General features: G+C 62.3%; 15 protein-coding genes and 3 pseudogenes. 10 read left to right on the top strand and 8 right to left on the bottom strand.

The window, feature by feature from the left end; genetic code table 11:
* Nucleotides 1-3 precede the first annotated feature (3 nt).
* The 5 genes from G6P99_RS18285 to G6P99_RS18265 all read left to right on the top strand — a co-directional run bounded on the left by G6P99_RS18285 (nucleotide 4) and on the right by G6P99_RS18265 (nucleotide 5,179).
* Nucleotides 4-1,575, top strand: coding sequence for a hypothetical protein (locus G6P99_RS18285; RefSeq protein WP_165123051.1), 1,572 nt, complete (start codon nucleotides 4-6; stop codon nucleotides 1,573-1,575).
* Between the two features lie 93 nt (nucleotides 1,576-1,668).
* The gene (locus tag G6P99_RS18280) at nucleotides 1,669-2,340 is read left to right on the top strand and encodes a hypothetical protein (protein WP_165123049.1); all 672 of its coding nucleotides are present in this window, start codon (nucleotides 1,669-1,671) and stop codon (nucleotides 2,338-2,340) included.
* A 570-nt stretch (nucleotides 2,341-2,910) separates the two neighbouring features.
* Complete coding sequence (locus tag G6P99_RS18275) at nucleotides 2,911-4,224, top strand: TadE/TadG family type IV pilus assembly protein (RefSeq protein WP_165123047.1); 1,314 nt, start codon at nucleotides 2,911-2,913, stop codon at nucleotides 4,222-4,224.
* A 44-nt stretch (nucleotides 4,225-4,268) separates the two neighbouring features.
* Nucleotides 4,269-4,799, top strand: coding sequence for a TadE/TadG family type IV pilus assembly protein (locus tag G6P99_RS18270; protein WP_165123045.1), 531 nt, complete (start codon nucleotides 4,269-4,271; stop codon nucleotides 4,797-4,799).
* A 2-nt stretch (nucleotides 4,800-4,801) separates the two neighbouring features.
* Nucleotides 4,802-5,179, top strand: coding sequence for a TadE/TadG family type IV pilus assembly protein (locus G6P99_RS18265; RefSeq protein ID WP_165123043.1), 378 nt, complete (start codon nucleotides 4,802-4,804; stop codon nucleotides 5,177-5,179).
* An 823-nt stretch (nucleotides 5,180-6,002) separates the two neighbouring features.
* Here the strand turns inward: G6P99_RS18265 and G6P99_RS18260 are convergent.
* The 4 genes and pseudogenes from G6P99_RS18260 to G6P99_RS47690 all read right to left on the bottom strand — a co-directional run.
* Nucleotides 6,003-7,373, bottom strand: coding sequence for an HlyD family type I secretion periplasmic adaptor subunit (locus tag G6P99_RS18260; protein WP_246709570.1), 1,371 nt, complete (start codon nucleotides 7,371-7,373; stop codon nucleotides 6,003-6,005).
* Nucleotides 7,374-7,381: 8 nt separating this feature from the next.
* Nucleotides 7,382-9,088, bottom strand: coding sequence for a type I secretion system permease/ATPase (locus tag G6P99_RS18255; protein ID WP_414645596.1), 1,707 nt, complete (start codon nucleotides 9,086-9,088; stop codon nucleotides 7,382-7,384).
* A gap of 223 nt (nucleotides 9,089-9,311) precedes the next feature.
* Nucleotides 9,312-18,002, bottom strand: a complete 8,691-nt coding sequence (locus G6P99_RS18250; protein ID WP_334262070.1) for a cadherin domain-containing protein — start codon at nucleotides 18,000-18,002, stop codon at nucleotides 9,312-9,314.
* 80 nt (nucleotides 18,003-18,082) lie between these two features.
* A pseudogene (locus tag G6P99_RS47690) lies at nucleotides 18,083-20,176 on the bottom strand (cadherin domain-containing protein); the annotation flags it as partial.
* Between G6P99_RS47690 and G6P99_RS18220 the strand changes: the two are divergent.
* The 3 genes from G6P99_RS18220 (at nucleotide 20,109) to G6P99_RS18210 (ending at nucleotide 20,774) form a co-directional block, all read left to right on the top strand.
* Nucleotides 20,109-20,288 (top strand): hypothetical protein, encoded by a 180-nt coding sequence (locus tag G6P99_RS18220; RefSeq protein WP_334262067.1) that lies wholly within the window; start codon nucleotides 20,109-20,111, stop codon nucleotides 20,286-20,288. The pseudogene G6P99_RS47690 and the gene G6P99_RS18220 sit on opposite strands and share 68 nt — an antisense overlap.
* Nucleotides 20,289-20,318: 30 nt before the next feature.
* A complete protein-coding gene (locus G6P99_RS18215; RefSeq protein WP_334262066.1) occupies nucleotides 20,319-20,483 on the top strand; it encodes a hypothetical protein in 165 nt (54 codons plus the stop codon).
* Between the two features lie 168 nt (nucleotides 20,484-20,651).
* Nucleotides 20,652-20,774, top strand: a complete 123-nt coding sequence (locus G6P99_RS18210; protein WP_334262065.1) for a hypothetical protein — start codon at nucleotides 20,652-20,654, stop codon at nucleotides 20,772-20,774.
* A gap of 323 nt (nucleotides 20,775-21,097) precedes the next feature.
* On the opposite strand, the pseudogene G6P99_RS47685 reads toward G6P99_RS18210, so the two are convergent.
* A pseudogene (locus G6P99_RS47685) lies at nucleotides 21,098-21,211 on the bottom strand (calcium-binding protein); the annotation flags it as partial.
* Nucleotides 21,212-21,284: 73 nt separating this feature from the next.
* On the opposite strand from G6P99_RS47685, the gene G6P99_RS18205 reads away from it, so the two are divergent.
* Nucleotides 21,285-21,602, top strand: coding sequence for a hypothetical protein (locus G6P99_RS18205; RefSeq protein ID WP_334262064.1), 318 nt, complete (start codon nucleotides 21,285-21,287; stop codon nucleotides 21,600-21,602).
* A gap of 44 nt (nucleotides 21,603-21,646) precedes the next feature.
* On the opposite strand, the pseudogene G6P99_RS47680 reads toward G6P99_RS18205, so the two are convergent.
* The 3 genes and pseudogenes from G6P99_RS47680 to G6P99_RS18190 form a co-directional block, all read right to left on the bottom strand.
* A pseudogene (locus G6P99_RS47680) lies at nucleotides 21,647-22,102 on the bottom strand (DUF4347 domain-containing protein); the annotation flags it as partial.
* A gap of 89 nt (nucleotides 22,103-22,191) precedes the next feature.
* Entirely contained in the window at nucleotides 22,192-22,428 is a 237-nt protein-coding gene (locus G6P99_RS18195) for a hypothetical protein (protein ID WP_165128882.1), read from the bottom strand.
* 670 nt (nucleotides 22,429-23,098) lie between these two features.
* On the bottom strand, nucleotides 23,099-23,593 hold the full coding sequence (locus G6P99_RS18190; protein WP_165128880.1) for a hypothetical protein: 495 nt from the start codon (nucleotides 23,591-23,593) through the stop codon (nucleotides 23,099-23,101).
* Nucleotides 23,594-24,434: 841 nt separating this feature from the next.
* On the opposite strand from G6P99_RS18190, the gene G6P99_RS18185 reads away from it, so the two are divergent.
* Nucleotides 24,435-24,971 (top strand): NYN domain-containing protein, encoded by a 537-nt coding sequence (locus tag G6P99_RS18185; protein WP_165128878.1) that lies wholly within the window; start codon nucleotides 24,435-24,437, stop codon nucleotides 24,969-24,971.
* Nucleotides 24,972-25,364 lie beyond the last annotated feature (393 nt).

Below are 25,364 nucleotides of genomic sequence, written 5' to 3'. Positions count from 1 at the left end.
TGCATGCGCCACCCGATCGACACCGCTCCAAGGGATGGGAAATTCGTCATTCTTGAGGATGACGTAAGCGGAAGCTTCGAGTTGGCTCAGTGGTCGGCTGAGACGCGTGGGTGGGTCAGCGAAAATGGCAAACCAAGCGAGATCGCACCGACGCATTGGCAAACAACACATCTTCCACCGGAAGGTGATGAATTTACTCTGCAAGATGAATTTATTCTGCCAAAGGAAACTGGATCGAGCGCCCCCGCGCCGTCGCAAGAGCCCCGCTCCTTTTGTTTCCCCTCGGGCCTGGCCGAACGCGCGAGGGTGACGGAATTAACTCGTCTGGTTACGAACGCGGACCCGGTCACTGGCGTCCTGGTTGAAGCGCGGGCCGCGCAAAGCAAACAGGAGCGCGGACGGACCGCGCGGCGCGCCATCTCCTCGATCGCCGCGGTGATGGTCGGGGCGTCGCTCGTCGGCTGGTATTTCCACGCCGAGTTCGCTGCCTATGTGACGCGACACATTGGTGAGGAGGATAACGTCTGGCCTAGCATAGCAGATGTGGAGGCCGTCAAGAAGGAGACCCAGGTCCCAAGCGAAGACCAGCAAAAGGCCGATTCATCGGCGCGGGATCCGGCGCTTCATCAGCAAGCCGACCGGGCGATCGCACATGCACCGCGGGATACTGCGCAGGGCAAACCAGCTGCGGAGGCAATGCAGCCGGAAGTGCAACTGTCTTCTGAAAAGGAGCGGCGCCGCGCAGAGGCCCTTGAACTGGCGAGCGCGCAGCAGATCATTGAGATGCGGGCAGCGCAGGCGAACAAGGCACGCGATCAGGCAACGGAGCTCAGTCAGGCCGCGAAGAGCGGGATGGCGGAGCTACGACGGTCTCTGCAGAAGGAGCACGACGGGGCTGAGGCGCTGACTGGCGAGCTTGCGACAGCGCGGCGCGACCTCGAGACCCAACTGGCGCTGTCAAGCAAGGCAGTTAACGAGACGGTGCAGGCGAAGAAGGCCGCCGAGAGCGCCATCGCGGAGCTGCGACAGTCTTTGAAGACGGAGCACGACAGGGCCGAGGCGCTGAATCGCGAGCTTGCGAGGGCCCGGCGGGACCTCGAGACCCAAATGGCGCTGTCGAGCAAGGCCGGTGACGAAGCGGTGCAGATGAAGAAGGCCGCCAAGAGCGCGGCGACAGAGCTGCGACCGTCTCCGAAGAAGGAGCGCGACCGGGCCGAGGCGCCGGCACCGGGTCGCGAACCCACGCTGACTCAAGCCACGATGGTGGCTGCGACAGAGCAGCCAGCGGTCGCTGAGGCGCAAGGCGGTCCAGAAGCGGCCAGGTTGTTGGCGCGCGCCAGCGCCCTGCTCGGCCAGGGAGATATCGGTGCAGCGCGGATCGTGCTCGAGCGCGCTGTCGAGACGGGCAGCGCACGGGCGAGCTTCATGCTCGCGGAGACATATGATCCCCTCGTTCTTTCCACATGGAAGACCTACGGAACGCGCGGCGATGTGACGAAGGCGCGCGAGCTATACGCTAAGGCCCTTGCCGGCGGCATCCAGGAGGCCAAGGGTCGATCTGTCGCGTTGCATTAGGGGGAGAATGGACCGCGTCATTGTTCGAACGCCAGTTCGCTGAACTCACCAGGAAAATTTGGTCTGCGGACTTGGTTGGTCGGGGTCTTTGTGATGCGCCTGCAAGAGCTCACTTTTGAGGAATGGCTTGAGCACGCGTTTGGACGCGCAGTTCGCCTTCAGCAGGCACCTTGGTACTTCGATCCCGGCCACGATTGGTGGGATCCGGCGCCCGCTCAGGCCATAGCCTATCTCACCCGCTTATTTGAAAACCCGGAGCCAGCATTGGAAGGGTTCGCCGATCGCCAAATCGCGCAAGGCCTGACTTATCTAGTCAACACGATGGCATCCGGCGACAGCGGATGGTTTTGCTCGACCGAGGTGCCGGTTAAGGAGCGCATCCGCAGCATCGAGGCGATCGGGCCCTTTTTTGAGCGACTGTTCAAGCCGCGCTGCACCCCACATTTGTCGCACCTGAGCGAGGTCGATGCCGGGCCCCTCAACGGCGTCTGCTATATGTGGTGGGATGTTTTTCCGTCTCTCGCCCTTGCTACCGATCCAAACTTGCCAACCCTCCACGACTGTGCGCTGCGTACCATGCAGCGTACCGTTCAACTGGACTCGATTGCTTGCCAGGAGAGCGCTCTGCACGGGTTGGGGCATTGGCAGCCAAAATACCAAGAGAAAGTCGCCGCGATCATCGACGACTTTTGCGAGGCCTACCCGGACACCGACCCTAGGCTCTTGGCCTATGCCGAATCTGCCCGGTGCGGATGCGTGCTGTGACGTCCCCGTGGGTCGTGGGGATCGAAGTGTCGGGCCTACCTCCCCGTCTCGTCTCTCTCACTCTTGGACCCTCGAGCAGGGACATTGTTCTCGCCTGCACCTGCACTGCCAATGCCTTGCGCAGGACGTTCTCTCGGGAAACGGAAGCAGCGGCCGTGCGAACTCCGTCGCCCGATGACGCAGGACGCCCTCGCCTCGGCCTGTGCGATCTGATCCGGAAACCGCTGGGGCATTGCGCGAGCGCCCGTTCAGGTGCGCCGCCGGCTCCGCCTCCTGCTCGATGGCCTGGGAGCGGCCCCGCAACAGGCCAGCCGGATACGGCACGAGAGTTAACCTTGATCCGGAAGACTACGGGGTCTGACCAGAGCTATTTGAAGCGCCTGAGAGCGGCCGCCTTTCCGAGGAAGATCTAGCAAAAAGGCCTGAATTCATCTCAGATTCTGGCTGCAATTGAATAGTCGTTCCATCACTTGTTCCGGGAAAAACAGGCAACTTCTTAATGGTTTTGCGTCACGGATGAAGCATTGATTTGTGCTTTCCGGTCCTCGTGAATGATCAATGAGGATAGTCGTGGCCATTTTTTCGAAGTTTTTTCATATCCGCCGTCTGCGCTCGGATCAGTGCGGCGCCGTCAGCGTAATCATGGGTGTCCTGCTCGTTCCTCTGATGGGAGCCCTCGGTATCGGCTTCGAGGTTTCGAACTGGTCCATGAGGACGCGCGGCATGCAAAACGCGGCCGATGCGGCCGCTCTCGCCGCTGCGACCAACAACGGCTTAAACTACGATGTCGAGGCCAAGGCGGTCGCGTCGCGATATGGGTTTGTAGATGGTGTCGGCAACATCAGCGTCACCGTTTCCAACGCGGCAGCATGTCCAGGCGGCGGCAACAACTGCTATAGCGCGACCATTTCGGGCTATGTGCCGCTGTATTTGTCGCAGGTTGTCGGATACAGAGGTGACGCAACATTAAATGGTGGCCCAGCAAAGCAGATCGGCGCCGCTTCGGTTGCAAAACGGCCGAGCGCTCCGACGGACTTTTGTTTGCTGGCGCTTGGACCTCAAGGGATCCGGTCCAACGGCGCACCAAAGGCCAACATGGCCTGCAACGCGATGTCGAACACCGGATCAACATGCAACGGCGGCAACCTTGGGGCACCGATCGGTGCGGCGCACAACACCAATAACGGCTGCGGCATATCGCAGTATTCGAATGTGCCCGCGGTCTCCGATGCCTATGCCGCGCTCGCCAGCAAAATTCCACCCGACCCCTGCAGTTCCTACCCGCAGGAACCTACCAAAAAGAAAGATCCGGCGTTACCGGCCAGTAACCAATGGACCGGATCGCAGTCGCTCGGCGGTACCTTCGTGGTCTGTGGTGACCTCCAACTCACCGGAAACGTCTCCATCGATGCGCCGGCCGGGGCGGTCCTGGTCATCGAGAACGGTCAATTGGACACCAACGGATACTCGTTTGCGACGACCAAGGGTACCGGACTTACGGTGATCTTCTCCGGCAATAATTCGGGTTCATACGCTCATGGTCCCACCGGGGGCGGCTCGCTCGACATCTCTGCACCGACGTCCGGGACCTGGTCGGGCGTCGCCATCTATCAGGATCCCAAGCTGACGAGCGGTGTGGACATTTCGGCAGCCGGCAACAGCCCGGCGTGGAATATCACTGGCCTGGTCTATCTGCCGAACGCGAGCGTCACATTGAGCGGCGCCGTCAACAAGGCCGGTTTCGGAAAGTCCTGCTTTGCCCTGGTCGTCAAGGACATCACCGTGAACGGAACGGGGATGATCCTGCCGAATGGCGAATGTATCCCCGCGGGATTGTCGATGCCCTCTACAACGATACCTGGCAGAGCGACGTTGGTCTTATGAAACCTGGGCTCCCGAGTTGGCTGGATTCGCCCCGCAAAGCTGCCTTGGGATTCGCTCATGGGACGAAGGCAATCGCCGCCGACACGCGCGGCGTCGCGGCGGTCGAGTTCGGTTTTTTCGTGATCATCCTCGCGGTCGCGCTCGCGAACGTTGCCGACGTATCGTTCTACATCTACCAGCGGATGCAGGTGGAGAACGCCACGCAGGCGGCCGGCCAAGCCGCCTGGAAGAGCTGCGATCTATCCCATCTGCCGGCAACGACGAATTGCCCCGGGCTATCCACGGCCATGCAGAATGCCCTTCAGAGCACGTCCCTGGGGACGCGGGTCTCGATGATATCGGGGTCGCCGTCGGAGGGGTATTACTGCATCAATTCGTTGAACGCGCTGCAATACGTGAGCGACGTCACGTCAAAGCCTGCCGATTGCTCTGCCGCCGGCATGCCAACCTTGCAGCCTGGTGATTACATCGTTGTGCAAACAACGTTTACCTACACGCCATTATTCCCGGGCCTCAGTCTCGCCAGCGGTCTCCCGACTCCCCTCACCGGAACGGCAATGATCAGATTAGGATAACCGTGCGAAAGCTCCTGAAATCCTTGCGGCTCGATCGAGCAGGAACGACAGCGGTCGAATTCGCTCTTATCGCGCCCATTCTGATCGCGCTCCTTGTCGGCACCATCACGCTGTGCGTTGGTCTCTTTCTGATTGGCAGCCTCCACTTTGCCGTAGAAGACGGCGCCAGGTGTGCATCAGTCAAAACGACCGTATGCTCGGATGCCGCAACAACGGTTGCCTACACCAAGAGCCGGTATTTCGGTCCAGACGTATCACCTACCTTCACCTATACCGCTGCTGCTTGCGGCAATTCGGTCAGCGCGTCGGTCAACTATTCAATGAATGTGGGCTCCAGGACATTGGTGATTCCGATCTCGGCGACGGCGTGCTTTCCCTGAGATTGAATCGTTCCGACGTCACCGGTTAGCGCCTAACGAACGCATGCTCCCGCCTAGACGCGTTGCGTCCGTGCGAGGCCGAGCCTACTCGCCTGAGCGGCGCCGGATGATTGTCCTCCCCGGCTGAATCTAGATTGCTGGGAATTCCCGCAACATTGGCGCGGACAGGTTGGAGCTGGTGCGTGTGTTGGCGCGCCGCGCGTTTCAAATGCGAAATGAGTGCCTGATCTGCCTCAGCATAGCCAGCGTCGCGTCGGTGTACCGACCATGCGTGACATTACTTGCGATGCTCCCAGCACCACCAATGCGGCCTACCGCGAAGCCCTTGATCATAATGGGCCTCCCCACGAGAAAGACCGCCAACCGGGCTGTCGGAGTTTCACGTTGCATCGAACCTTCGCTGTCGCTGATCGCGACCTACCTGCAATAGCGAATGCTGGCCGAAAACGGCAACCAGAGCCTTAAGGCGAGCGTAGAGCAGGACGTGCTCTTCAACGTACCTGTCTCATCGAACCCGACTGGCCAGCTTGCGCCAGTGGTAGCCACGCTTTTCGACGTCCTCCTGAATTCTTTCGCTCACCGATCGCACGGTGCGCTTCTTTTTGCGCCAGTTTCCGCCTAATTTCGAAGGGATGGGAAGTCCACGCCGGATAACCAGCAGATCGTTTTTCCCACCCAAGTATACGTCATACATGAGAGCGCCCTGTTGCAGGGAGCAGCATAGACCTGCACAGCAGCATTATTGGTGGCAGGGGGGCAACAGCGACTTCAAAACAATTAAGCGCCAGGGAACCAGACTGGCCTCAAGGGATCGGTCCAAGACTCACTTCTGCCGGAACGCGTGATTGAACGACATGACCAGCGGCCCGACGATGTAATCAAACGCGGTTCGCTGAATCGTCGGGATCATTACGGTTGCCGGCATTCCCGGATAAAGGTGGATGTTGGGCATGGTTGCCAACTCGTCCTGGTCGATCCGAACGTAGGCCGTGTAATAGGGATTGTTGGTCTTGGGATCCGTCAGACGGTCGGCGGAGACCTGAATGACGTCGCCGTGAATGATCGGAACGATCCGCTGCTTGTAGGCCGTCAGGTGAACTTCGGCGCGCGTGTTCGGGTGGACATCGCTGATGTCCTCGACGGCGACCTGGGCTTCGATTGTCAGCGAATCTTCGTCCGGCACGATGTCCAGAATCTTGTCGCCGCGCTGAATCACGCCTCCCATCGAAAACACGCTGAGGCCAACCACCCGCCCGGTATAGGGAGCGCGAATTTCCATCCGGCCCAGCACCGCTTTGGCATTCATCGCCTTCGGAATCACCTCCAGGAGTCTGGCTTGGGTGTCGCGCAAGTCCTTGGTGACGTCGGTCATCCGATCGTTGTCGAACTGGGCAATTTGCTGCTCCTGCTCCGCGATCGCCTGGCGGGCCTTGGCGATGTTGGCGTTTGCATCAGCGATCTGGCCCTCGAGACCGTACGCTGTGCGCTCCAGCTGCAGGATGCGGGGACGGGCGATCAGTCCTCGCTCGACGAGCGGAGCGACGTCCTTGGCCTCCTTGCGCACTGAATCGATCTGATTGGTGAACGACTTCACCTGCGCTTCCGCACCAACGATCTGCGATCCCAGTTGATTGATCTTCTCGCGTACGACGCTTCTTTGCCCTTCGAGCGAGGCCCTGCGGGTGTCAAACTGACTGAGCTGTCCGTTCCAGACGCTCTTGAAATACGGATCGTCAGAGCGCGCCTTCAGATCCGGCGGCATGACAAGCTGGGAGCCATGGTCGAGCTCGGTCAGCAGCCGGACTTCCGATGCGCGAAGCACGGCGTATTGCTGCGTTAGTACCTCGTGCTCCGCGCGAGCTTGGGTCTCGTCCAGCACGATCAACAGGTCGCCGGCGAGCACCCTGTCGCCTTCCCTGACGTGCAATTCCTTGACGATACCGCCGTCGAGGTGCTGGAGGCTCTTGCGGTTGCCATCGACCTTCACGACCGCATTGGCGACCACCGCCCCGTTGAGCGGCGCCGTCACCGCCCAGGTGCCGATGCCGCCGAAGAAGATGGCAATGATCAACCACCCCGCTCCGGCGACCTTGCGAATGGAGTCGTTTGGCGCGCCATCCTTGTTCGCGCGCTTTGTCCCGCGTGGGGCAGCAGCGGGACGCATCGACGGATCTGAGACATCAAGCAATGTCATGATTTCTCCTAACCGGTCGCTCCCCGAACTGCAGGAACCGGCACAGGCCGCGTGAGGCGCGCCAGGATTTCGCTCCGTGGTCCGAACATCTCGGCCACGCCTTCGCGCAACACCAGTATCTTGTCGACCACGCCGATTGTGGCCGGCCGATGGGAAATGATCACCACCGTGGTCCCGCGCTTCTTCAGCTGCGTGATGCAGTCGGCCAGCGCTGCGTCGCCCTCGGCATCAAGGTTCGAGCTGGGCTCATCGAGCACGACCAGGCTCGGATTGCCGTAGACGGCGCGTGCGAGGCCAATGCGCTGGCGGTAGCCTCCGGACAGGATCGCGCCACCCTCCCCGACCTGGGTATCGTAGCCATCGACGAGCCGCAGGATCATCTCGTGTACGTCAGCCATTCGCGCCGCCAGAATGATGTCCTTGTCGTCTCCGTCCTTGAACCGACAAATATTGGCGGCCACCGTATCGGCAAACAGCTCGATATCCTGGGGTAGATAGCCAAGATGCTCGCCGAGCGACGACCTGATCCAGCTCGAAACGTCAGACCCGTCGAGGCGAACGGCGCCTGCGGATGGCGCCTGAACGCCGACAATATGACGCGCCAGCGTGGATTTGCCGGCGCCAGAGGGGCCGATAATCCCCAATACTTCACCCGGTTCGATCTGGAAGGTGACGCCGCGCAGAATGGGCTTTGATGTTCCGGGCGCGGCAAAAGACAGCGCTTCGACGGAAAGACGGCCCTCGGGCCGCGGCAGCGTCAGTCCAGATTGGCGCGGCGGATTGGCTCCCAACAGGTCGCGCACCCGCAGGAATGCACCGCGGGCCGAGACGAGACTGCGCCAGGATCCAACGATCTGTTCAATCGGCTGCAACGCGCGGCCAAGTAGGATGCTGGCGGCAAACATGGCACCGGCGGTGGTCATGCGCTCGATCACCAGATAGGCTCCAAGACCGAGGATCAAGGATTGCATCGACAGCCGCAGGAAACGGATCATGCTCTGCATCGTCGCCGCGCGATCACTTGCGGCGACCTGGCGCTCAAGCATGCGGTCGCGGTCCCTACTCCAGCGATTCAGGAGGCCCGCGGTCATCCCCATGGCGCGCACCACCTCGGTGTTGCGCAGGCTCATCTCGGTGAAACTGTAATTTCGATTTGCCGCCTCGCTGGATTCGGAGAGCGGAGGCTTGACGATCCATTCATTGAGAAAGGCCATCAGGACCAGAATGATCGAGCATCCCAGTGCAAATGCGCCCAGGAACGGGTGCAGGCAAAAGATCACCGCGATGTAGATCGGCGACCACGGCAGATCGAAGACCGCGTGAATTCCAGACCCGGTGATGAACTGGCGGAACGTATCAAAATCGCGGAGCAGCTGACTGCGCGCGCCACCGATTTTTGCCGAATGGTCGATGATTGCGGTCATCACCCGCGGCGCGATCATCCGATCGAGGCGAATGCTGGTGCGTGTCAGCACACGTGCGCGGACCGCATCGAGTCCAGCTAGTGCCATGAACGCCAGCAACAGGGCAAGCGTCAGCATCAGCAGCGTGATCTCGCTGGCGCTTGAGATCACGCGGTCATAGACCTGCAGCATGTACAGCGGGCCAGCCAGGTAGAGAAGGTTAATGGCCAGGCTGAATATGGCCGCAGTGACAAAATAGCTCTGGCAGGCTTGCAGCGACTGCCGGAATTCGTCCGCTTTTTTACGGAGGATACTCACGCGGAAATTGGCCGGAGCCACCTTCTAAACATGATCGCTGGCCGCCCCTGGGCAGCAGTCGAAAGATTCAAATAAATCAATCATCCAATCCCCCCATTTAGCATGGGCGGCGGCCGCGTTGATAGCCGCCGCCGGCACAAAACAGGCAGGAGGGTAAACATACGGGGTTCGCCTCCTCCCCGCGTGGTCTCTCCCATAGTAAATGCGCTCACGCCCCTCAAGCGATGTGGTGCGGATCATAGGTGATCACCGTGCCGTTCGTGGTGTCAGCCTTCTCGGCAAAACCATTCGGATCGTATTGACCGAGCAGGACGATGTTCGCCGTGTGAGCGCCATCCGACACCGTCAGAGTACCGCCGGTCCCGGCCTGGTTCTCCGTGAAGTTCAAGGTGGTGCCAGCACCGAAGCTGATGCCCTTGATGTCGATGTCGTCGTTGCCATCGAGGCCACTCACCGTGCCTGAGAAGTGGAAGGCGTCATCCAGGATCAGATGGCCGGCGGCAGTCACATCGAAGGTGACGCCTGCCGCCGAGGCTGCCCCGAACTCGATGGTGCCGGCCCCGCTGATCAGCGCATTGCCGCTGCCGGTAACCTCGCCCTCTGCGGCGACGGCGCCGCCATTGGCCCAGATCAGACCGCTGTTGGCCACGGCACTGGCGAGCACCAGGCCACCCGCACCGGTTGCCTCCAGCGTGCCAGCGTTGGTGATCACGTTGGCGCCGGTGTCAATCACCAGGGCATGGGTTCCGGTGGCATCGATGATGCCCTCATTGCTCAGGGTCAGGCTCCCCTGCCCGATCTGCCCGGCTCCGGAGATCACGTTGTCGACGTTGTCGAGCGTGACATTCGAGACCGTTCCGGCGATGACGTTGTGATCATCGTCGGACAGGACCACATGACCGCCGCCGTTGAGCGTGATCCCGGTCTGGATCAGCTGCAGCAGCGTGTTGTCGCCGGAGGCCTGCAGGTCGATCTCGCCGGTGTTGTGGATGACGCCCGACAGCGGCAGCATCGCGCCGTCGCCGATCGTCATCGCGCCCGGATTTTCGACCGTCGGCGTCACGTCGAATTCGAAGTTTGCTGCGGTTAGGTCTGCCGTGTGGACGCCGTCGAGTGTGATTGTCTGGCCATCAGCAAGCGTGACCACGGCGTTTCCGTTGGCGTCGTCGGCGGTATGGGCCTGAACGTCGCTGAAGCTCTGCCAGCCGTAGCTGATCAGGTCGATGACGTCGGAGGACACTTCGAAACCGTGCACGACGTCGTTGCCGATCGGCTGCGAGAACACGAACGTGTCGTGGCCGCTCGAGCCGGTCAGGTGGTCGTTGCCGGACCAGGCGAAGATTGGAGAGCCAGGCGCGTAGGCCTCGACGTTGTCCACAAGTGTGTTGGAATCTGTAAAAGGATCTATCCAGGGCAACGTAACTTGAAGTGCTAGTGCACCCACGTATCCGGCAGGCGCTGTTATGCTCAGTGTGCTGACATCGTTGGTTTGCACGCTCCAGGTGCCGTCGGCATTCAGCGAGCCCTCGCTGAGTGTCCAACCGGCTGGAACACCCGAGATGGCTGCTGTAACAGCATCGACGTAGCCGGGAGGAGCGACAAGCCCGAGATTGATGGGCTCCCCAGCAATACCTGCTGGGGACACACTGCCGTTGTAGACAACGATATCCGTGTTGGTGATTGCAGTGACAGCCGCGGTAGTAGTGACATTGTTTAGCGTAGCCACCTGCACACGGTTTGCCGTGTCACCCCAATCGCTATCGAACCAGATTTCACCCTTGCCGGTAGTCGAGTCCAACACGATAACGTACAAGTTAGTCGCGCCGCTCACGGTAGTTGTTGTAATGGCCGAATTGTTCTGAGAGCCGGTAATCACGATCACCTGATTATCGTCATTGGCCCCGCTGATAGCGCTGATCGTTGCACGTTGGGTCAAGTCACTTGCACTGAGCGTCGTGCCACCGGATGAAGCAACAGTATTCCCGAACGTGAATCCGCCAGCTACCGCTCCGCCAAGGAATCCAATTTTATCGGTATTATCCGTATAGTCGGTTATCGTATCCGTGCCTTTGTCCGTTCGGAGCCGGAATTGATCGGCTCCGCCGTTGCCTGTGAGGGTGTCGTTACCTCCTCCGCCGACGAGAAGGTCAGCTTGGCTACCTCCAACCAAGGTATCATTGCCCGCGCCGCCAATTAATGTGTTGCTCGATTGATCGGTGCCCGTAACCGCAAACGATGATGACGCGGCTGTAACTGCACCTGCGTTAAACACGAACGAATTTATATTGGCGGATAGCCCGGTGGCATCGACGGTCAGTTGACCACCATTGCTGTAATTGGCATCGAACGTGAATGAAACGTCGATCGAATGCCCACCATTGCTACCGGTGCCCGATATCGACAACGTTTCAAAATTTGTGAGACCGACGTCCGAATGAGCTCCATCGCCGATGGTATAGCTAAACGAAGTAAGACTGTTAGTGCCGGTATTTGTGACCGAAAGTGTGTCACTACCTGAGCCACCCGTCAGGTTGTCGCCGTTGGTAAGTGTGATACTTCCCGCAGTGTTCGCGCTTGTGACGGAGTTTGTGCCAGATACAAAGTTCACGGTATCGGGGCCCGTCGTGAGAGCGGCCGCGTTCGTCCCTTCAACAATGTTGACAGTATCGCTGTCGCTCAGACCGCCAGTGTCTGTCGTAGTGATCGCCAAGGTATCGGTACCCGTAAACGTATCCGCTGGGTTATAAACGAGACCATTCAGCGCATTGTTTATGTTTGTCACGGTACCGGTGAATGTCACCGTTCCTGTACCGTTGCCAGATAGTCCGCTAAGGCCAGCTGTCGTGGCCAGGGTCAATACGCCGTGTCCAACCGTCAACGAGACAGATTCAGTTCCGGCGCCGACATCGACGTCCGAAATCGAAATCGCGTTGCCGTTGGCAGCGCTGAATGTGACATTCGTATTAATTGTGGCAGCATTCTGCGATCCGGGAACGGTGTTGACCGGCGCGTCGTTGGCGCCGTTGATGGTGACGGTCAGCACCGCCGTGTCTGTCAGACTGCCGTCGCTGACCGTGTAGTTGAACGAGTCGGTCGTCGACTGGCCGACGTTAAGCGCCTGAACGCTGGCGTCGGTCTCGTTCACCACATAGCTGTAGCTGCCGTTGCTGTTGAGCGTCAGCGTTCCGTGGGCGCCGATCAGGCCGAAGCCGAGAGTGCCCGCTGTGCCGGATCCTTCCAGATTTCCCGTTCGGAAGGAAGCAACAGACAATACCGCACTGGTGCTATTAATATCGGTATCGTTCGTCAATACGTTGCCAGTACCGTTGGCTCCGCCGGAACCGTTGTTGGTCCCTCCCTTTTCGGTCGCGGCCGTCGCTCCCGCACTGGCGCTGGTATCATTCACACCGATTGGGGCAACGTCGGTGACGTTGATCGTGAAGGTCTGCGAGCTCGAAAGCGTGCCGTCCGAAGCCTGCGCGGTGACGGTGTAGGCGTGGCCTGCGGCGGACTCGTAGTCGAGCTTGCTGGCATCGGCGACGGTGATGACGCCGGTGGCCGCGTTGATGGTGAAGCCACCGCCCGAGGTGTCCCCGGTCAGCGAATAGGTCACAGCCGGTCCGTTGACGTCGCTCGACGACACGGTAACGCCGACGGTTGAGCCGTTGGCCGCACCTTCGGCAACGGTGTTGGTTGCCGCGTTGCTGTCGACCGGGGTCGAGGGCGCCACGTCGGTGACCCCAATGGTGAAGGTCTGCGAGCTCGAAAGCGTGCCGTCCGAAGCCTGCGCGGTGACGGTGTAGGCGTGGCCTGCGGCGGACTCGTAGTCGAGCTTGCTGGCATCGGCGACGGTGATGACGCCGGTGGCCGCATTGATGGTGAAGCCACCGCCCGAGGTGTCCCCGGTCAGCGAATAGGTCACGGCCGGTCCGTTGACGTCGCTCGACGACACGGTAACGCCGACGGTTGAGCCGTTGGCCGCACCTTCGGCAACGGTGTTGGTTGCCGCGTTGCTGTCGACCGGGGTCGAGGGCGCCACGTCGGTGACCCCAATGGTGAAGGTCTGCGAGCTCGAAAGCGTGCCGTCCGAAGCCTGCGCGGTGACGGTGTAGGCGTGGCCTGCGGCGGACTCGTAGTCGAGCTTGCTGGCATCGGCGACGGTGATGACACCGGTGGCCGCGTTGATGGTGAAGCCACCGCCCGAGGTGTCCCCGGTCAGGCTATAGGTCACAGCCGGTCCGTTGACGTCACTCGACGACACGGTAACGCCGACGGTTGAGCCGTTGGCCGCACCTTCGGCAACGGTGTTGGTTGCCGCGTTGCTGTCGACCGGGGTCGAGGGCGCCACGTCGGTGACCCCAATGGTGAAGGTCTGCGAGCTCGAAAGCGTGCCGTCCGAAGCCTGCGCGGTGACGGTGTAGGCGTGGCCTGCGGCGGACTCGTAGTCGAGCTTGCTGGCATCGGCGACGGTGATGACGCCGGTGGCCGCATTGATGGTGAAGCCACCGCCCGAGGTGTCCCCGGTCAGCGAATAGGTCACGGCCGGTCCGTTGACGTCGCTCGACGACACGGTAACGCCGACGGTTGAGCCGTTGGCCGCACCTTCGGCAACGGTGTTGGTTGCCGCGTTGCTGTCGACCGGGGTCGAGGGCGCCACGTCGGTGACCCCAATGGTGAAGGTCTGCGAGCTCGAAAGCGTGCCGTCCGAAGCCTGCGCGGTGACGGTGTAGGCGTGGCCTGCGGCGGACTCGTAGTCGAGCTTGCTGGCATCGGCGACGGTGATGACACCGGTGGCCGCGTTGATGGTGAAGCCACCGCCCGAGGTGTCCCCGGTCAGCGAATAGGTCACAGCCGGTCCGTTGACGTCGCTTGACGACACGGTAACGCCGACGGTTGAGCCGTTGGCCGCACCTTCGGCAACGGTATTGCTTGCCGCGTTGCTGTCGACCGGGGTCGAGGGCGCCACGTCGGTGACGTTGATCGTGAAGGTCTGCGAGCTCGAAAGCGTGCCGTCCGAAGCCTGCGCGGTGACGGTGTAGGCGTGGCCTGCGGCGGACTCGAAGTCGAGCAGCGAGGCATTGGCCACGGTGACGACGCCGGTCGAGGCGTCGATGGCGAAGCGGCCGCCGGCGTCGTCGCTGAGCGAGAACGTGACGGTGCCGCCGTTGACGTCGCTCGAGGTCGCGGTGATGCCGACCAGGTCGCCGTTGGCGGCGCCTTCCGAAACCGTGTTGGCGGCATTGTTGCCGTCGACAGGCTGGGTCGGCGCCACGTCGGTGACGGCAATGGTGAAGGTCTGGGTGGTGAAGGCGCCGCTGGCGTCGGCCGCCTTGACGGTGATGTCGTGGCTGGTGGTGGTCTCGAAGTCGAGCAGCGAGGCATTGGCCACGGTGACGACGCCGGTCGAGGCGTCGATGGCGAAGCGGCCGCCGGCGTCGTCGCTGAGCGAGAACGTGACGGTGCCGCCGTTGACGTCGCTCGAGGTCGCGGTGATGCCGACCAGGTCGCCGTTGGCGGCGCCTTCCGAAACCGTGTTGGCGGCATTGTTGCCGTCGACAGGCTGGGTCGGCGCCACGTCGGTGACGGCAATGGTGAAGGTCTGGGTGGTGAAGGCGCCGCTGGCGTCGGCCGCCTTGACGGTGATGTCGTGGCTGGTGGTGGTCTCGAAGTCGAGCAGCGAGGCATTGGCCACGGTGACGACGCCGGTCGAGGCGTCGATGGCGAAGCGGCCGCCGGCGTCGTCGCTGAGCGAGAACGTGACGGTGCCGCCGTTGACGTCGCTCGAGGTCGCGGTGATGCCGACCAGGTCGCCGTTGGCGGCGCCTTCCGAAACCGTGTTGGCGGCATTGTTGCCGTCGACAGGCTGGGTCGGCGCCACGTCGGTGACGGCAATGGTGAAGGTCTGGGTGGTGAAGGCGCCGCTGGCGTCGGCCGCCTTGACGGTGATGTCGTGGCTGGTGGTGGTCTCGAAGTCGAGCAGCGAGGCATTGGCCACGGTGACGACGCCGGTCGAGGCGTCGATGGCGAAGCGGCCGCCGGCGTCGTCGCTGAGCGAGAACGTGACGGTGCCGCCGTTGACGTCGCTCGAGGTCGCGGTGATGCCGACCAGGTCGCCGTTGGCGGCGCCTTCCGAAACCGTGTTGGCGGCATTGTTGCCGTCGACAGGCTGGGTCGGCGCCACGTCGGTGACGGCAATGGTGAAGGTCTGGGTGGTGAAGGCGCCGCTGGCGTCGGCCGCCTTGACGGTGATGTCGTGGCTGGTGGTGGTCTCGAAGTCGAGCAGCGAGGCATTGGCCACGGTGACGACGCCGGTCGAGGCGTCGATGGCGAAGCGGCCGCCGGCGTCGTCGCTGAGCGAGAACGTGACGGTGCCGCCGTTGACGTCGCTCGAGGTCGCGGTGATGCCGACCAGGTCGCCGTTGGCGGCGCCTTCCGAAACCGTGTTGGCGGCATTGTTGCCGTCGACAGGCTGGGTCGGCGCCACGTCGGTGACGGCAATGGTGAAGGTCTGGGTGGTGAAGGCGCCGCTGGCGTCGGCCGCCTTGACGGTGATGTCGTGGCTGGTGGTGGTCTCGAAGTCGAGCAGCGAGGCATTGGCCACGGTGACGACGCCGGTCGAGGCGTCGATGGCGAAGCGGCCGCCGGCGTCGTCGCTGAGCGAGAACGTGACGGTGCCGCCGTTGACGTCGCTCGAGGTCGCGGTGATGCCGACCAGGTCGCCGTTGGCGGCGCCTTCCGAAACCGTGTTGGCGGCATTGTTGCCGTCGACAGGCTGGGTCGGCGCCACGTCGGTGACGGCAATGGTGAAGGTCTGGGTGGTGAAGGCGCCGCTGGCGTCGGCCGCCTTGACGGTGATGTCGTGGCTGGTGGTGGTCTCGAAGTCGAGCAGCGAGGCATTGGCCACGGTGACGACGCCGGTCGAGGCGTCGATGGCGAAGCGGCCGCCGGCGTCGTCGCTGAGCGAGAACGTGACGGTGCCGCCGTTGACGTCGCTCGAGGTCGCGGTGATGCCGACCAGGTCGCCGTTGGCGGCGCCTTCCGAAACCGTGTTGGCGGCATTGTTGCCGTCGACAGGCTGGGTCGGCGCCACGTCGGTGACGGCAATGGTGAAGGTCTGGGTGGTGAAGGCGCCGCTGGCGTCGGCCGCCTTGACGGTGATGTCGTGGCTGGTGGTGGTCTCGAAGTCGAGCAGCGAGGCATTGGCCACGGTGACGACGCCGGTCGAGGCGTCGATGGCGAAGCGGCCGCCGGCGTCGTCGCTGAGCGAGAACGTGACGGTGCCGCCGTTGACGTCGCTCGAGGTCGCGGTGATGCCGACCAGGTCGCCGTTGGCGGCGCCTTCCGAAACCGTGTTGGCGGCATTGTTGCCGTCGACAGGCTGGGTCGGCGCCACGTCGGTGACGGCAATGGTGAAGGTCTGGGTGGTGAAGGCGCCGCTGGCGTCGGCCGCCTTGACGGTGATGTCGTGGCTGGTGGTGGTCTCGAAGTCGAGCAGCGAGGCATTGGCCACGGTGACGACGCCGGTCGAGGCGTCGATGGCGAAGCGGCCGCCGGCGTCGTCGCTGAGCGAGAACGTGACGGTGCCGCCGTTGACGTCGCTCGAGGTCGCGGTGATGCCGACCAGGTCGCCGTTGGCGGCGCCTTCCGAAACCGTGTTGGCGGCATTGTTGCCGTCGACAGGCTGGGTCGGCGCCACGTCGGTGACGGCAATGGTGAAGGTCTGGGTGGTGAAGGCGCCGCTGGCGTCGGCCGCCTTGACGGTGATGTCGTGGCTGGTGGTGGTCTCGAAGTCGAGCAGCGAGGCATTGGCCACGGTGACGACGCCGGTCGAGGCGTCGATGGCGAAGCGGCCGCCGGCGTCGTCGCTGAGCGAGAACGTGACGGTGCCGCCGTTGACGTCGCTCGAGGTCGCGGTGATGCCGACCAGGTCGCCGTTGGCGGCGCCTTCCGAAACCGTGTTGGCGGCATTGTTGCCGTCGACAGGCTGGGTCGGCGCCACGTCGGTGACGGCAATGGTGAAGGTCTGGGTGGTGAAGGCGCCGCTGGCGTCGGCCGCCTTGACGGTGATGTCGTGGCTGGTGGTGGTCTCGAAGTCGAGCAGCGAGGCATTGGCCACGGTGACGACGCCGGTCGAGGCGTCGATGGCGAAGCGGCCGCCGGCGTCGTCGCTGAGCGAGAACGTGACGGTGCCGCCGTTGACGTCGCTCGAGGTCGCGGTGATGCCGACCAGGTCGCCGTTGGCGGCGCCTTCCGAAACCGTGTTGGCGGCATTGTTGCCGTCGACAGGCTGGGTCGGCGCCACGTCGGTGACGGCAATGGTGAAGGTCTGGGTGGTGAAGGCGCCGCTGGCGTCGGCCGCCTTGACGGTGATGTCGTGGCTGGTGGTGGTCTCGAAGTCGAGCAGCGAGGCATTGGCCACGGTGACGACGCCGGTCGAGGCGTCGATGGCGAAGCGGCCGCCGGCGTCGTCGCTGAGCGAGAACGTGACGGTGCCGCCGTTGACGTCGCTCGAGGTCGCGGTGATGCCGACCAGGTCGCCGTTGGCGGCGCCTTCCGAAACCGTGTTGGCGGCATTGTTGCCGTCGACAGGCTGGGTCGGCGCCACGTCGGTGACGGCAATGGTGAAGGTCTGGGTGGTGAAGGCGCCGCTGGCGTCGGCCGCCTTGACGGTGATGTCGTGGCTGGTGGTGGTCTCGAAGTCGAGCAGCGAGGCATTGGCCACGGTGACGACGCCGGTCGAGGCGTCGATGGCGAAGCGGCCGCCGGCGTCGTCGCTGAGCGAGAACGTGACGGTGCCGCCGTTGACGTCGCTCGAGGTCGCGGTGATGCCGACCAGGTCGCCGTTGGCGGCGCCTTCCGAAACCGTGTTGGCGGCATTGTTGCCGTCGACAGGCTGGGTCGGCGCCACGTCGGTGACGGCAATGGTGAAGGTCTGGGTGGTCGAAGCGTGCCGTCCGAGGCCTGCGCGGTGACGGTGTAGGCGTGGCCTGCGGCGGACTCGTAGTCGAGCTTGCTGGCATCGGCGACGGTGATGACACCGGTGGCCGCGTTGATGGTGAAGCCACCGCCCGAGGTGTCCCCGGTCAGCGAATAGGTCACAGCCGGTCCGTTGACGTCGCTCGACGACACGGTAACGCCGACGGCTGAGCCGTTGGCCGCACCTTCGGCAACGGTGTTGGTTGCCGCGTTGCTGTCGACCGGGGTCGAGGGCGCCACGTCGGTGACGTTGATCGTGAAGGTCTGCGAGCTCGAAAGCGTGCCGTCCGAGGCCTGCGCGGTGACGGTGTAGGCGTGGCCTGCGGCGGACTCGTAGTCGAGCTTGCTGGCATCGGCGACGGTGATGACGCCGGTGGCCGCATTGATGGTGAAGCCACCGCCCGAGGTGTCCCCGGTCAGCGAATAGGTCACAGCCGGTCCGTTGACGTCACTCGACGACACGGTAACGCCGACGGCTGAGCCGTTGGCCGCACCTTCGGCAACGGTGTTGGTTGCCGCGTTGCTGTCGACCGGGGTCGAGGGCGCCACGTCGGTGACGTTGATCGTGAAGGTCTGCGAGCTCGAAAGCGTGCCGTCCGAGGCCTGCGCGGTGACGGTGTAGGCGTGGCCTGCGGCGGACTCGTAGTCGAGCTTGCTGGCATCGGCGACGGTGATGACGCCGGTGGCCGCATTGATGGTGAAGCCACCGCCCGAGGTGTCCCCGGTCAGCGAATAGGTCACAGCCGGTCCGTTGACGTCACTCGACGACACGGTAACGCCGACGGCTGAGCCGTTGGCCGCACCTTCGGCAACGGTGTTGGTTGCCGCGTTGCTGTCGACCGGGGTCGAGGGCGCCACGTCGGTGACGTTGATCGTGAAGGTCTGCGAGCTCGAAAGCGTGCCGTCCGAGGCCTGCGCGGTGACGGTGTAGGCATGGCCTGCGGCGGACTCGTAGTCGAGCTTGCTGGCATCGGCGACGGTGATGACACCGGTGGCCGCGTTGATGGTGAAGCCACCGCCCGAGGTGTCCCCGGTCAGGCTATAGGTCACAGCCGGTCCGTTGACGTCACTCGACGACACGGTAACGCCGACGGTTGAGCCGTTGGCCGCACCTTCGGCAACGGTGTTGGTTGCCGCGTTGCTGTCGACCGGGGTCGAGGGCGCCACGTCGGTGACGTTGATCGTGAAGGTCTGCGAGCTCGAGAGCGTGCCGTCCGAAGCCTGCGCGGTGACGGTGTAGGCATGGCCTGCGGCGGACTCGTAGTCGAGCTTGCTGGCATCGGCGACGGTGATGACGCCGGTGGCCGCATTGATGGTGAAGCCACCGCCCGAGGTGTCCCCGGTCAGCGAATAGGTCACAGCCGGGCTATCTACGTCCGTTGAGTGAACCGTGACGCCGACGCTGGTGCCGGCCGCGGCACCCTCCGAAATCGTGTTGGCGGCATTGTTGCCGTCGACAGGCTGCGATGGCGCGTCGTTGGTGCCGGTGATGGTAAAGGTCAGATTCTGGGTCGCGGAATCGCCGACCTTGACCGCATAGGTGACAGTGAGCTGGTCGCCCGCCTTGAGGAAGTCGAGGTTGGCTGCGGTCGGATCCCAGGTCCAGGAGATGTTCTGGCTGCCGCCGCCGTTCGAGGTCACGCCACTGCCGAAACTCAGGTGATCGAGCGCCGCCTTGAGCGTGGTCGCATCAACCCCTGCCGGCAACGCTCCGCCATTGAGCGCGATCGTGGGCGAGCCCGCCGACGCCGTCAGGCTGTCGCCGACGTCCTTGTCGCTGAAGACCAAACTGCCGGCGATCGCGGCGATATCCTGCGCTGAGGAATTCCCGGCCGATTCTGCAACCGTCGTCGACACCGAGGCGCTGTTCACGGAGGTCAGCACCGTCTGGTCGTTGGTGCCGGTGATTGTGATAATAATGTGCTGCGTGCCGCTGTCGGCGAAGCCGTCATTGACCTTGACGGTGTAGTCCACCGTGAGGGTCTGGCCCGCTTTCAGGAAGTCGAGGTTGGCCGCCGCGGCGTCATAGGTCCAGGCGATGGTCTTGGTACCGCCGTCGGCGACCACCGATCCGAGCGACAGCGCGCCAGAGGTCAAGGCGGTCACGACCGCTGCGGGTGCCGTGCCACCGCCGCTTACCGTGACGGACGGCGAGCCAACCACGGATGCGGTCAACGTGTTGCCGGCATCCAGATCGGTCACCGTCAACGTGCCGTGAATGGGCGCAAGGTTCTGGGCGGATGCGTCGGTGAGTTCGGCAACCGTGGTCGGATCGGTTGCGGTAACGCCGGAAAGGACCGGCGCGTGGTTGGGCACCCCAAAGGTCAGCGTCGTCGTGGTAACGAAGCCGTTCTGGTCGAGCGTCGTCAGCGTGAACGTGTCAGTGAGAGAGACGTGGGACGTCACCGTGTAGCTGTAAGTGCCATTCGCATTAACGGTCAGCGTTCCGTCCGCGCCGGTCACGGTGTAGGATGTCGGCAGGGTCGCGGTGCCGTCGAGGTACTGCGCGACATTAAGCGACGGGTCCACCGTCGTCCCGCCCGAGCCGCTGTTACCGGCAGCGAGGCCGACGATTTTGAACGTGTCGGTGAAGTTGGTCGAGCTCGTGCCGACCGTGTTGCTGAAGAGATTGAGGCTGTTCAGCGACCCGCTGCTCGAAGTCGCATTCAGCGCCAGGTTGACCGTGCCGGTGTTGACGACCTGAACCTGGAGCGCCTCAAAGCCGTTGACGGATAGGCCGCCTGTGGCAGCGAAGTTGAACGAATAGCTCGCACTGCTCCCCTTATGCGTAGAGAGCCAGGTGGCATAGGCGGTAAGCTGGGACTGTATAACCGCGTATTCATCGGCAGTTACGACGATGCGAAGGGTATCGGTGCCGCCGCCGGCAACATAGGTGTCGACGTCGTTGGCGATGCTATGCAGCGTCGCGCTCGCGCCGCTGCCCGTGACCGTGTAATGGTCCGAAAGCGCATAAATAAACAGGTCGTTGCCGTTGCCAGAGGTGACGGTGTCGCTGCCGGCCCCCGCCATGATGACGTCGCTGCCGTTGCCGACATTGATCGTATCGTTGCCGGCGCCACCATAGATGATGTTGCTGCCGTTGCCCGCATTGATGGTATCGGTTCCGCTGCCACCAACAATGACGTTGCTGCCGTTGCCGTCGCTGATGCTGTTGGTGCCGGTGGTGTTGGCCGCATAGATCAGGTTGCCGCCATTGCCATCGCTGATCGTCGCGTTGCTGCCGCTGACGATGATGGTGTTGGAGCCGTTGCCGTCGCTGACGGTGTTGTTGTTGCCCGAGACCGTGATGGTATTGGTGCCGTTGCCATCGCTAACGGTATTATTGTTTCCGCTTACCGTAACGGTGTTAGTGCCGTTGCCGTCAGAGACGGTGTTGTTGTTTCCGGTGACCGTGACCGAGTTGGTCCCGTTGCCATCGCTGACCCTGTCGTTGCTTCCGGTCACAGTCAGCGTGTTGGTGCTGTTGTTGCCGGAGATCGTGGTGTTGTTGGTGTCCAGCACGCCCGCATAGGCCTCCTGCCCGGCGGCCGTGATCGGCGGCTTTGCAAGAGCTGGGTTGTCGAGCGACGAAAGATCCCAGCTGCCGCCGCGTGCGGCGGCACCGACGCGCTGGGCCGAAGCCACCACCTTGGCGCCGGTTGCGGCCGCGACAGCGTCGATGAACGCCGCGCCGTACTCACCCTGCGCGACTGCGCAACTCCACAACCGTAGTTCGCCGCCCTGCGTGATGGCGCTGCCCAGATGCGCCAGATCACGCGCGACACGATCCATGGTGTCAAGCGAGAGCAGCCCAGCCGAAAAAGCTATCGCTCCAGGCTGCCCGTGGGCGATGACGTGGATTGCTTCCAGTTCGCTCCTGCCTTCGACCGCCCGCGCCATCTGACGGACAGCCGGTTCATCATGAGAGAGCAGGATTACCTCAACATCCGGCCGGATGCCGGCAAGTAGCGTTTCGAGGTCATCAATGCCGCGGTCGATGAAGGCGATCTCGCGCTTGTGGCTTACACCCATGAACGCCTCACACCGGAAATAATTGAGCCGCAACCGTGCGTTGGCACCCGAATTGTTGGTACGGGTTGAAGCAACTTCGGAACGAGTGGTCATGCTTCTGCTCCTGCAATCGGCTGGTTCTGAAAATGACGGTCTGGATGGATTGCTGTAGGCAACGACAGCGGTTGAAACGGATCGCGTTCGGCGATTTTCGGCGCGTCGATCAGCGCGACCGGCTCAATCGACGCATCCTGATTTTTTGCGATGGTAAGTAAGGGCCCGATCGAACGATGGGCTGACGCCGAAGACGCTGTATCGGCCTTCCTACTGAAATAAGCGCGACGCAATACACACACTCCTAAAAACTCTGCCGACGCAGAGCAGGTGTGATTGCAGCCGAAAATCAATTCATCAAACTACCCAAACGCTCGCTTAAAAAAATCTGCGAGCGTTTCGACCGACAAGCAATTGCCAAGCTTTTTTATGTTATTTGCTCGTCCGTCGTGCTGTGAAAGACCTCGAACGCACTACCCTGCCCGCTTCGGTGCGGCTCTGAACTCCGCACGCATTAAAAATTCTTGTCTTTAAATTCGTTCGTCGTGGGAAGGCTTGCACTCTGTGTCCGCAAAAAATGCGAGCAAGCATCCCAAACCTAATCTAGATGCAATTTGCCGCAAATTTGCGCGGCCGTCTAGGGCCGCACGAGATCCCCTCCGTTAACATTAATGCCGATCCGACAAGGGGTTCCTCTGGGTCACACCTGGTATCCGTGGCTTTACGGGGAAGCCACGACGAACGGTGGTCGTACGCGCGCCCGTGAAACTACGGCCATTCTGCCGAACCATCCATCGATGAAGAACGGCCAGAAGGCAGCGCCGGACTTCCAGGCGGGATCGGCGCCGCTGGATTGAATGACGGGCCTCACCCAATGTCCGACCGGCACGGGCTCGCTGTACGACGATGGCGATACAGATCCGAACGCTCGGTCTAAGAAGCGCTTCAAAGACTTCGCCCGTCTCAAAAGCAGCCCGCGGAGTCCCCTCCGAGCCGCCCGCAACTCTCCGGGTTCGATTGTCGCCACTGCGCGACCGCCAGCGACGGCTTGCCGGCGTCGGCCGGCGCTGCCGATTGCCTGCTGCGCTCTTCATCGAGGAGCTGCGAATGAAGTTTTTGGATCTGCACGTTTCGCTCGAGCAGGGACATTGTCCTTGCCTGAACCTGCCCTGCCAACGCCTTGCGCAGGGCATTCTCCCGATCGAGCAATTCGGGGAATGGAAGCAACGGCCGTGCGAGCTCGGTCGCCTTGATCACGCAGGACGCCCTCGCCTCCGCCTGTGCGATCTGATCCGGGAAGGCGCTGCCGGCATTCCGCGAGTGCCGTTGAGGCTGACCGACGTTGGGTTGATCGCTGCCGGCTCTGCCTCCTCCTCCATGGCCTGTCTTGCTACCCCGCAACAGGTCAGCAGGATGCAGAGCGAAACTACGACGAGGCATCTCGCGCGCTTCGGCCATGCCTTCCCGTCCCAGGTCACGCCGCCCCGATCCTCGATCAGGCGCCCGGTTGGCGTGGTCACGGCGGGCCGCCGTTGCGAGCCTACTTCCTCTCCCCGCCTGTCGAGCCATGCCGCTCCGTCGGTGCTCGCTGCTGCTGTGAGGACGAAACGACTTATCGAGGCGGCGCAGACACGCCGCCGCCATACCGCCAGCAAAACAAACTGTTAGTGCAATTGGGCAACGTAAAACCGTCCTCTCCCCGAGAGCGAGAAAACTTGTGTCTGCAAAAAGGTGGTATCTCGAAATATCGCGCCGGCGCGAAACGACGCCGCTACACGTGGTCAATTTTAGATGTAATCTTGTATCTGACGCAATCGTCACCTTATGCACACTGGCTGGTCCGCGGTGCGCTGCACCATTGGTTGGCGTCGACGGCGGCGCTCGCCCGACGACGTAAGCACTCATTTGTATTGATGGTCCAAGGATATCAGGATCAAGATTGGAATTGGAATTGCGCGCGCGGTTATTGCGGCCGATGCCAACGAAGCGCCACAAACGAAGCGCCATAGCTGACAATTCTTCGTCGCTGCCCGAGCGCCTTCGTCCGAGCGCGGGTGCGACGTTGGCGTCCTTTCAACGACGACCGTTTCATTTGTCGCTGCGGCCGGCCGTGTCGCGTCGATTGCGATCTTATCAATAAGCGCACCATCAACATGACACCCGCCATGTTGAAAATTTCAGCTTTTTCCCGACCGAGTCATTGCTCTAGGATCGGTCATTTAAATCAGGGCGCCCGCACCCGAGGCATTTCCAGAACCAAAAGAAGCAGCAGCTGCTCCGGGCGTCATGGGGATTTGAGATGACCGATCGCATTGCACTTTTCATCGACGGCGCAAATCTTCACACCACCGTCAAGCACCTCGGTTTCGAGATTGATTTCAGGCGACTGCTTGCGGAATTCAGCAAGCATGGGCAGCTCGTCCGTGCATATTTCTACACCGTCGTGCGTGACGATGACGAATTCAGCAGCCTTCGGCCGCTGGTGGATTGGCTCGACTACAACGGCTATTCGGTCCGAAGAAAGGCGGCCAAGCAGCACGACGACGGCGATGGACGGCGACGCATGAAGCGCAGCATCGGCATCGACCTCGCTATCGATGCAATGGAAATTGCGCACCGCATCGACCACGCATTCCTGTTCTCCGGTGATGGTGATTTGCGGGCCGTTGTCGAAGCCGTCAGGCGGAAGGGCGTGCGTGTCACGGTCGTTTCCAGCATTCGAACGAAACCTCCCATGATCGCCGACGAGCTTCGCAGGCAAGCTGATATCTTCGTCGAACTCGAGGGCCTCCGGGCATCGATCGAACGTCCGCCGCATCCGATTGCGCCGGAGTGAAGTCGCGGCCCCCTCCCGACGTCGTCTACCGAGACCGGATCGAGGACCAATCCCGCTCGGTTGCGGGAGGAACGTCGAAAGGCAAGGGAGCCGAGCTAACAGCAGATGTCTTTGCGGCCCGGAGGGGACAGTTCCGTCGATCCTCGCGACCCGGGTAAACGAGCCGCTTGACGGCCTTTAATTCCAACGCGCCGCCCTTCGTTGCAACCCATCTGGCGGTCTGTCGCGAACAGCAGCTCGGGCCGGCGGCCGCTAAGACAAACTTAACTGACCTTTCTGTTCCGGATATCCGGTGTTGCTGCTGGGCAACTCCGCGACCACAGCCAAAAGGTTGAATTTTAACCAAAATCTCGGGATTGTGGTCCACCCGCGGCCGAAGAGCCGCCTTAGTTA

The organism is Bradyrhizobium sp. 6(2017) (genome assembly GCF_011058295.2).
GTDB lineage: Bacteria > Pseudomonadota > Alphaproteobacteria > Rhizobiales > Xanthobacteraceae > Bradyrhizobium > Bradyrhizobium septentrionale.
This window is presented reverse-complemented; position numbering and strand designations above follow the sequence as displayed.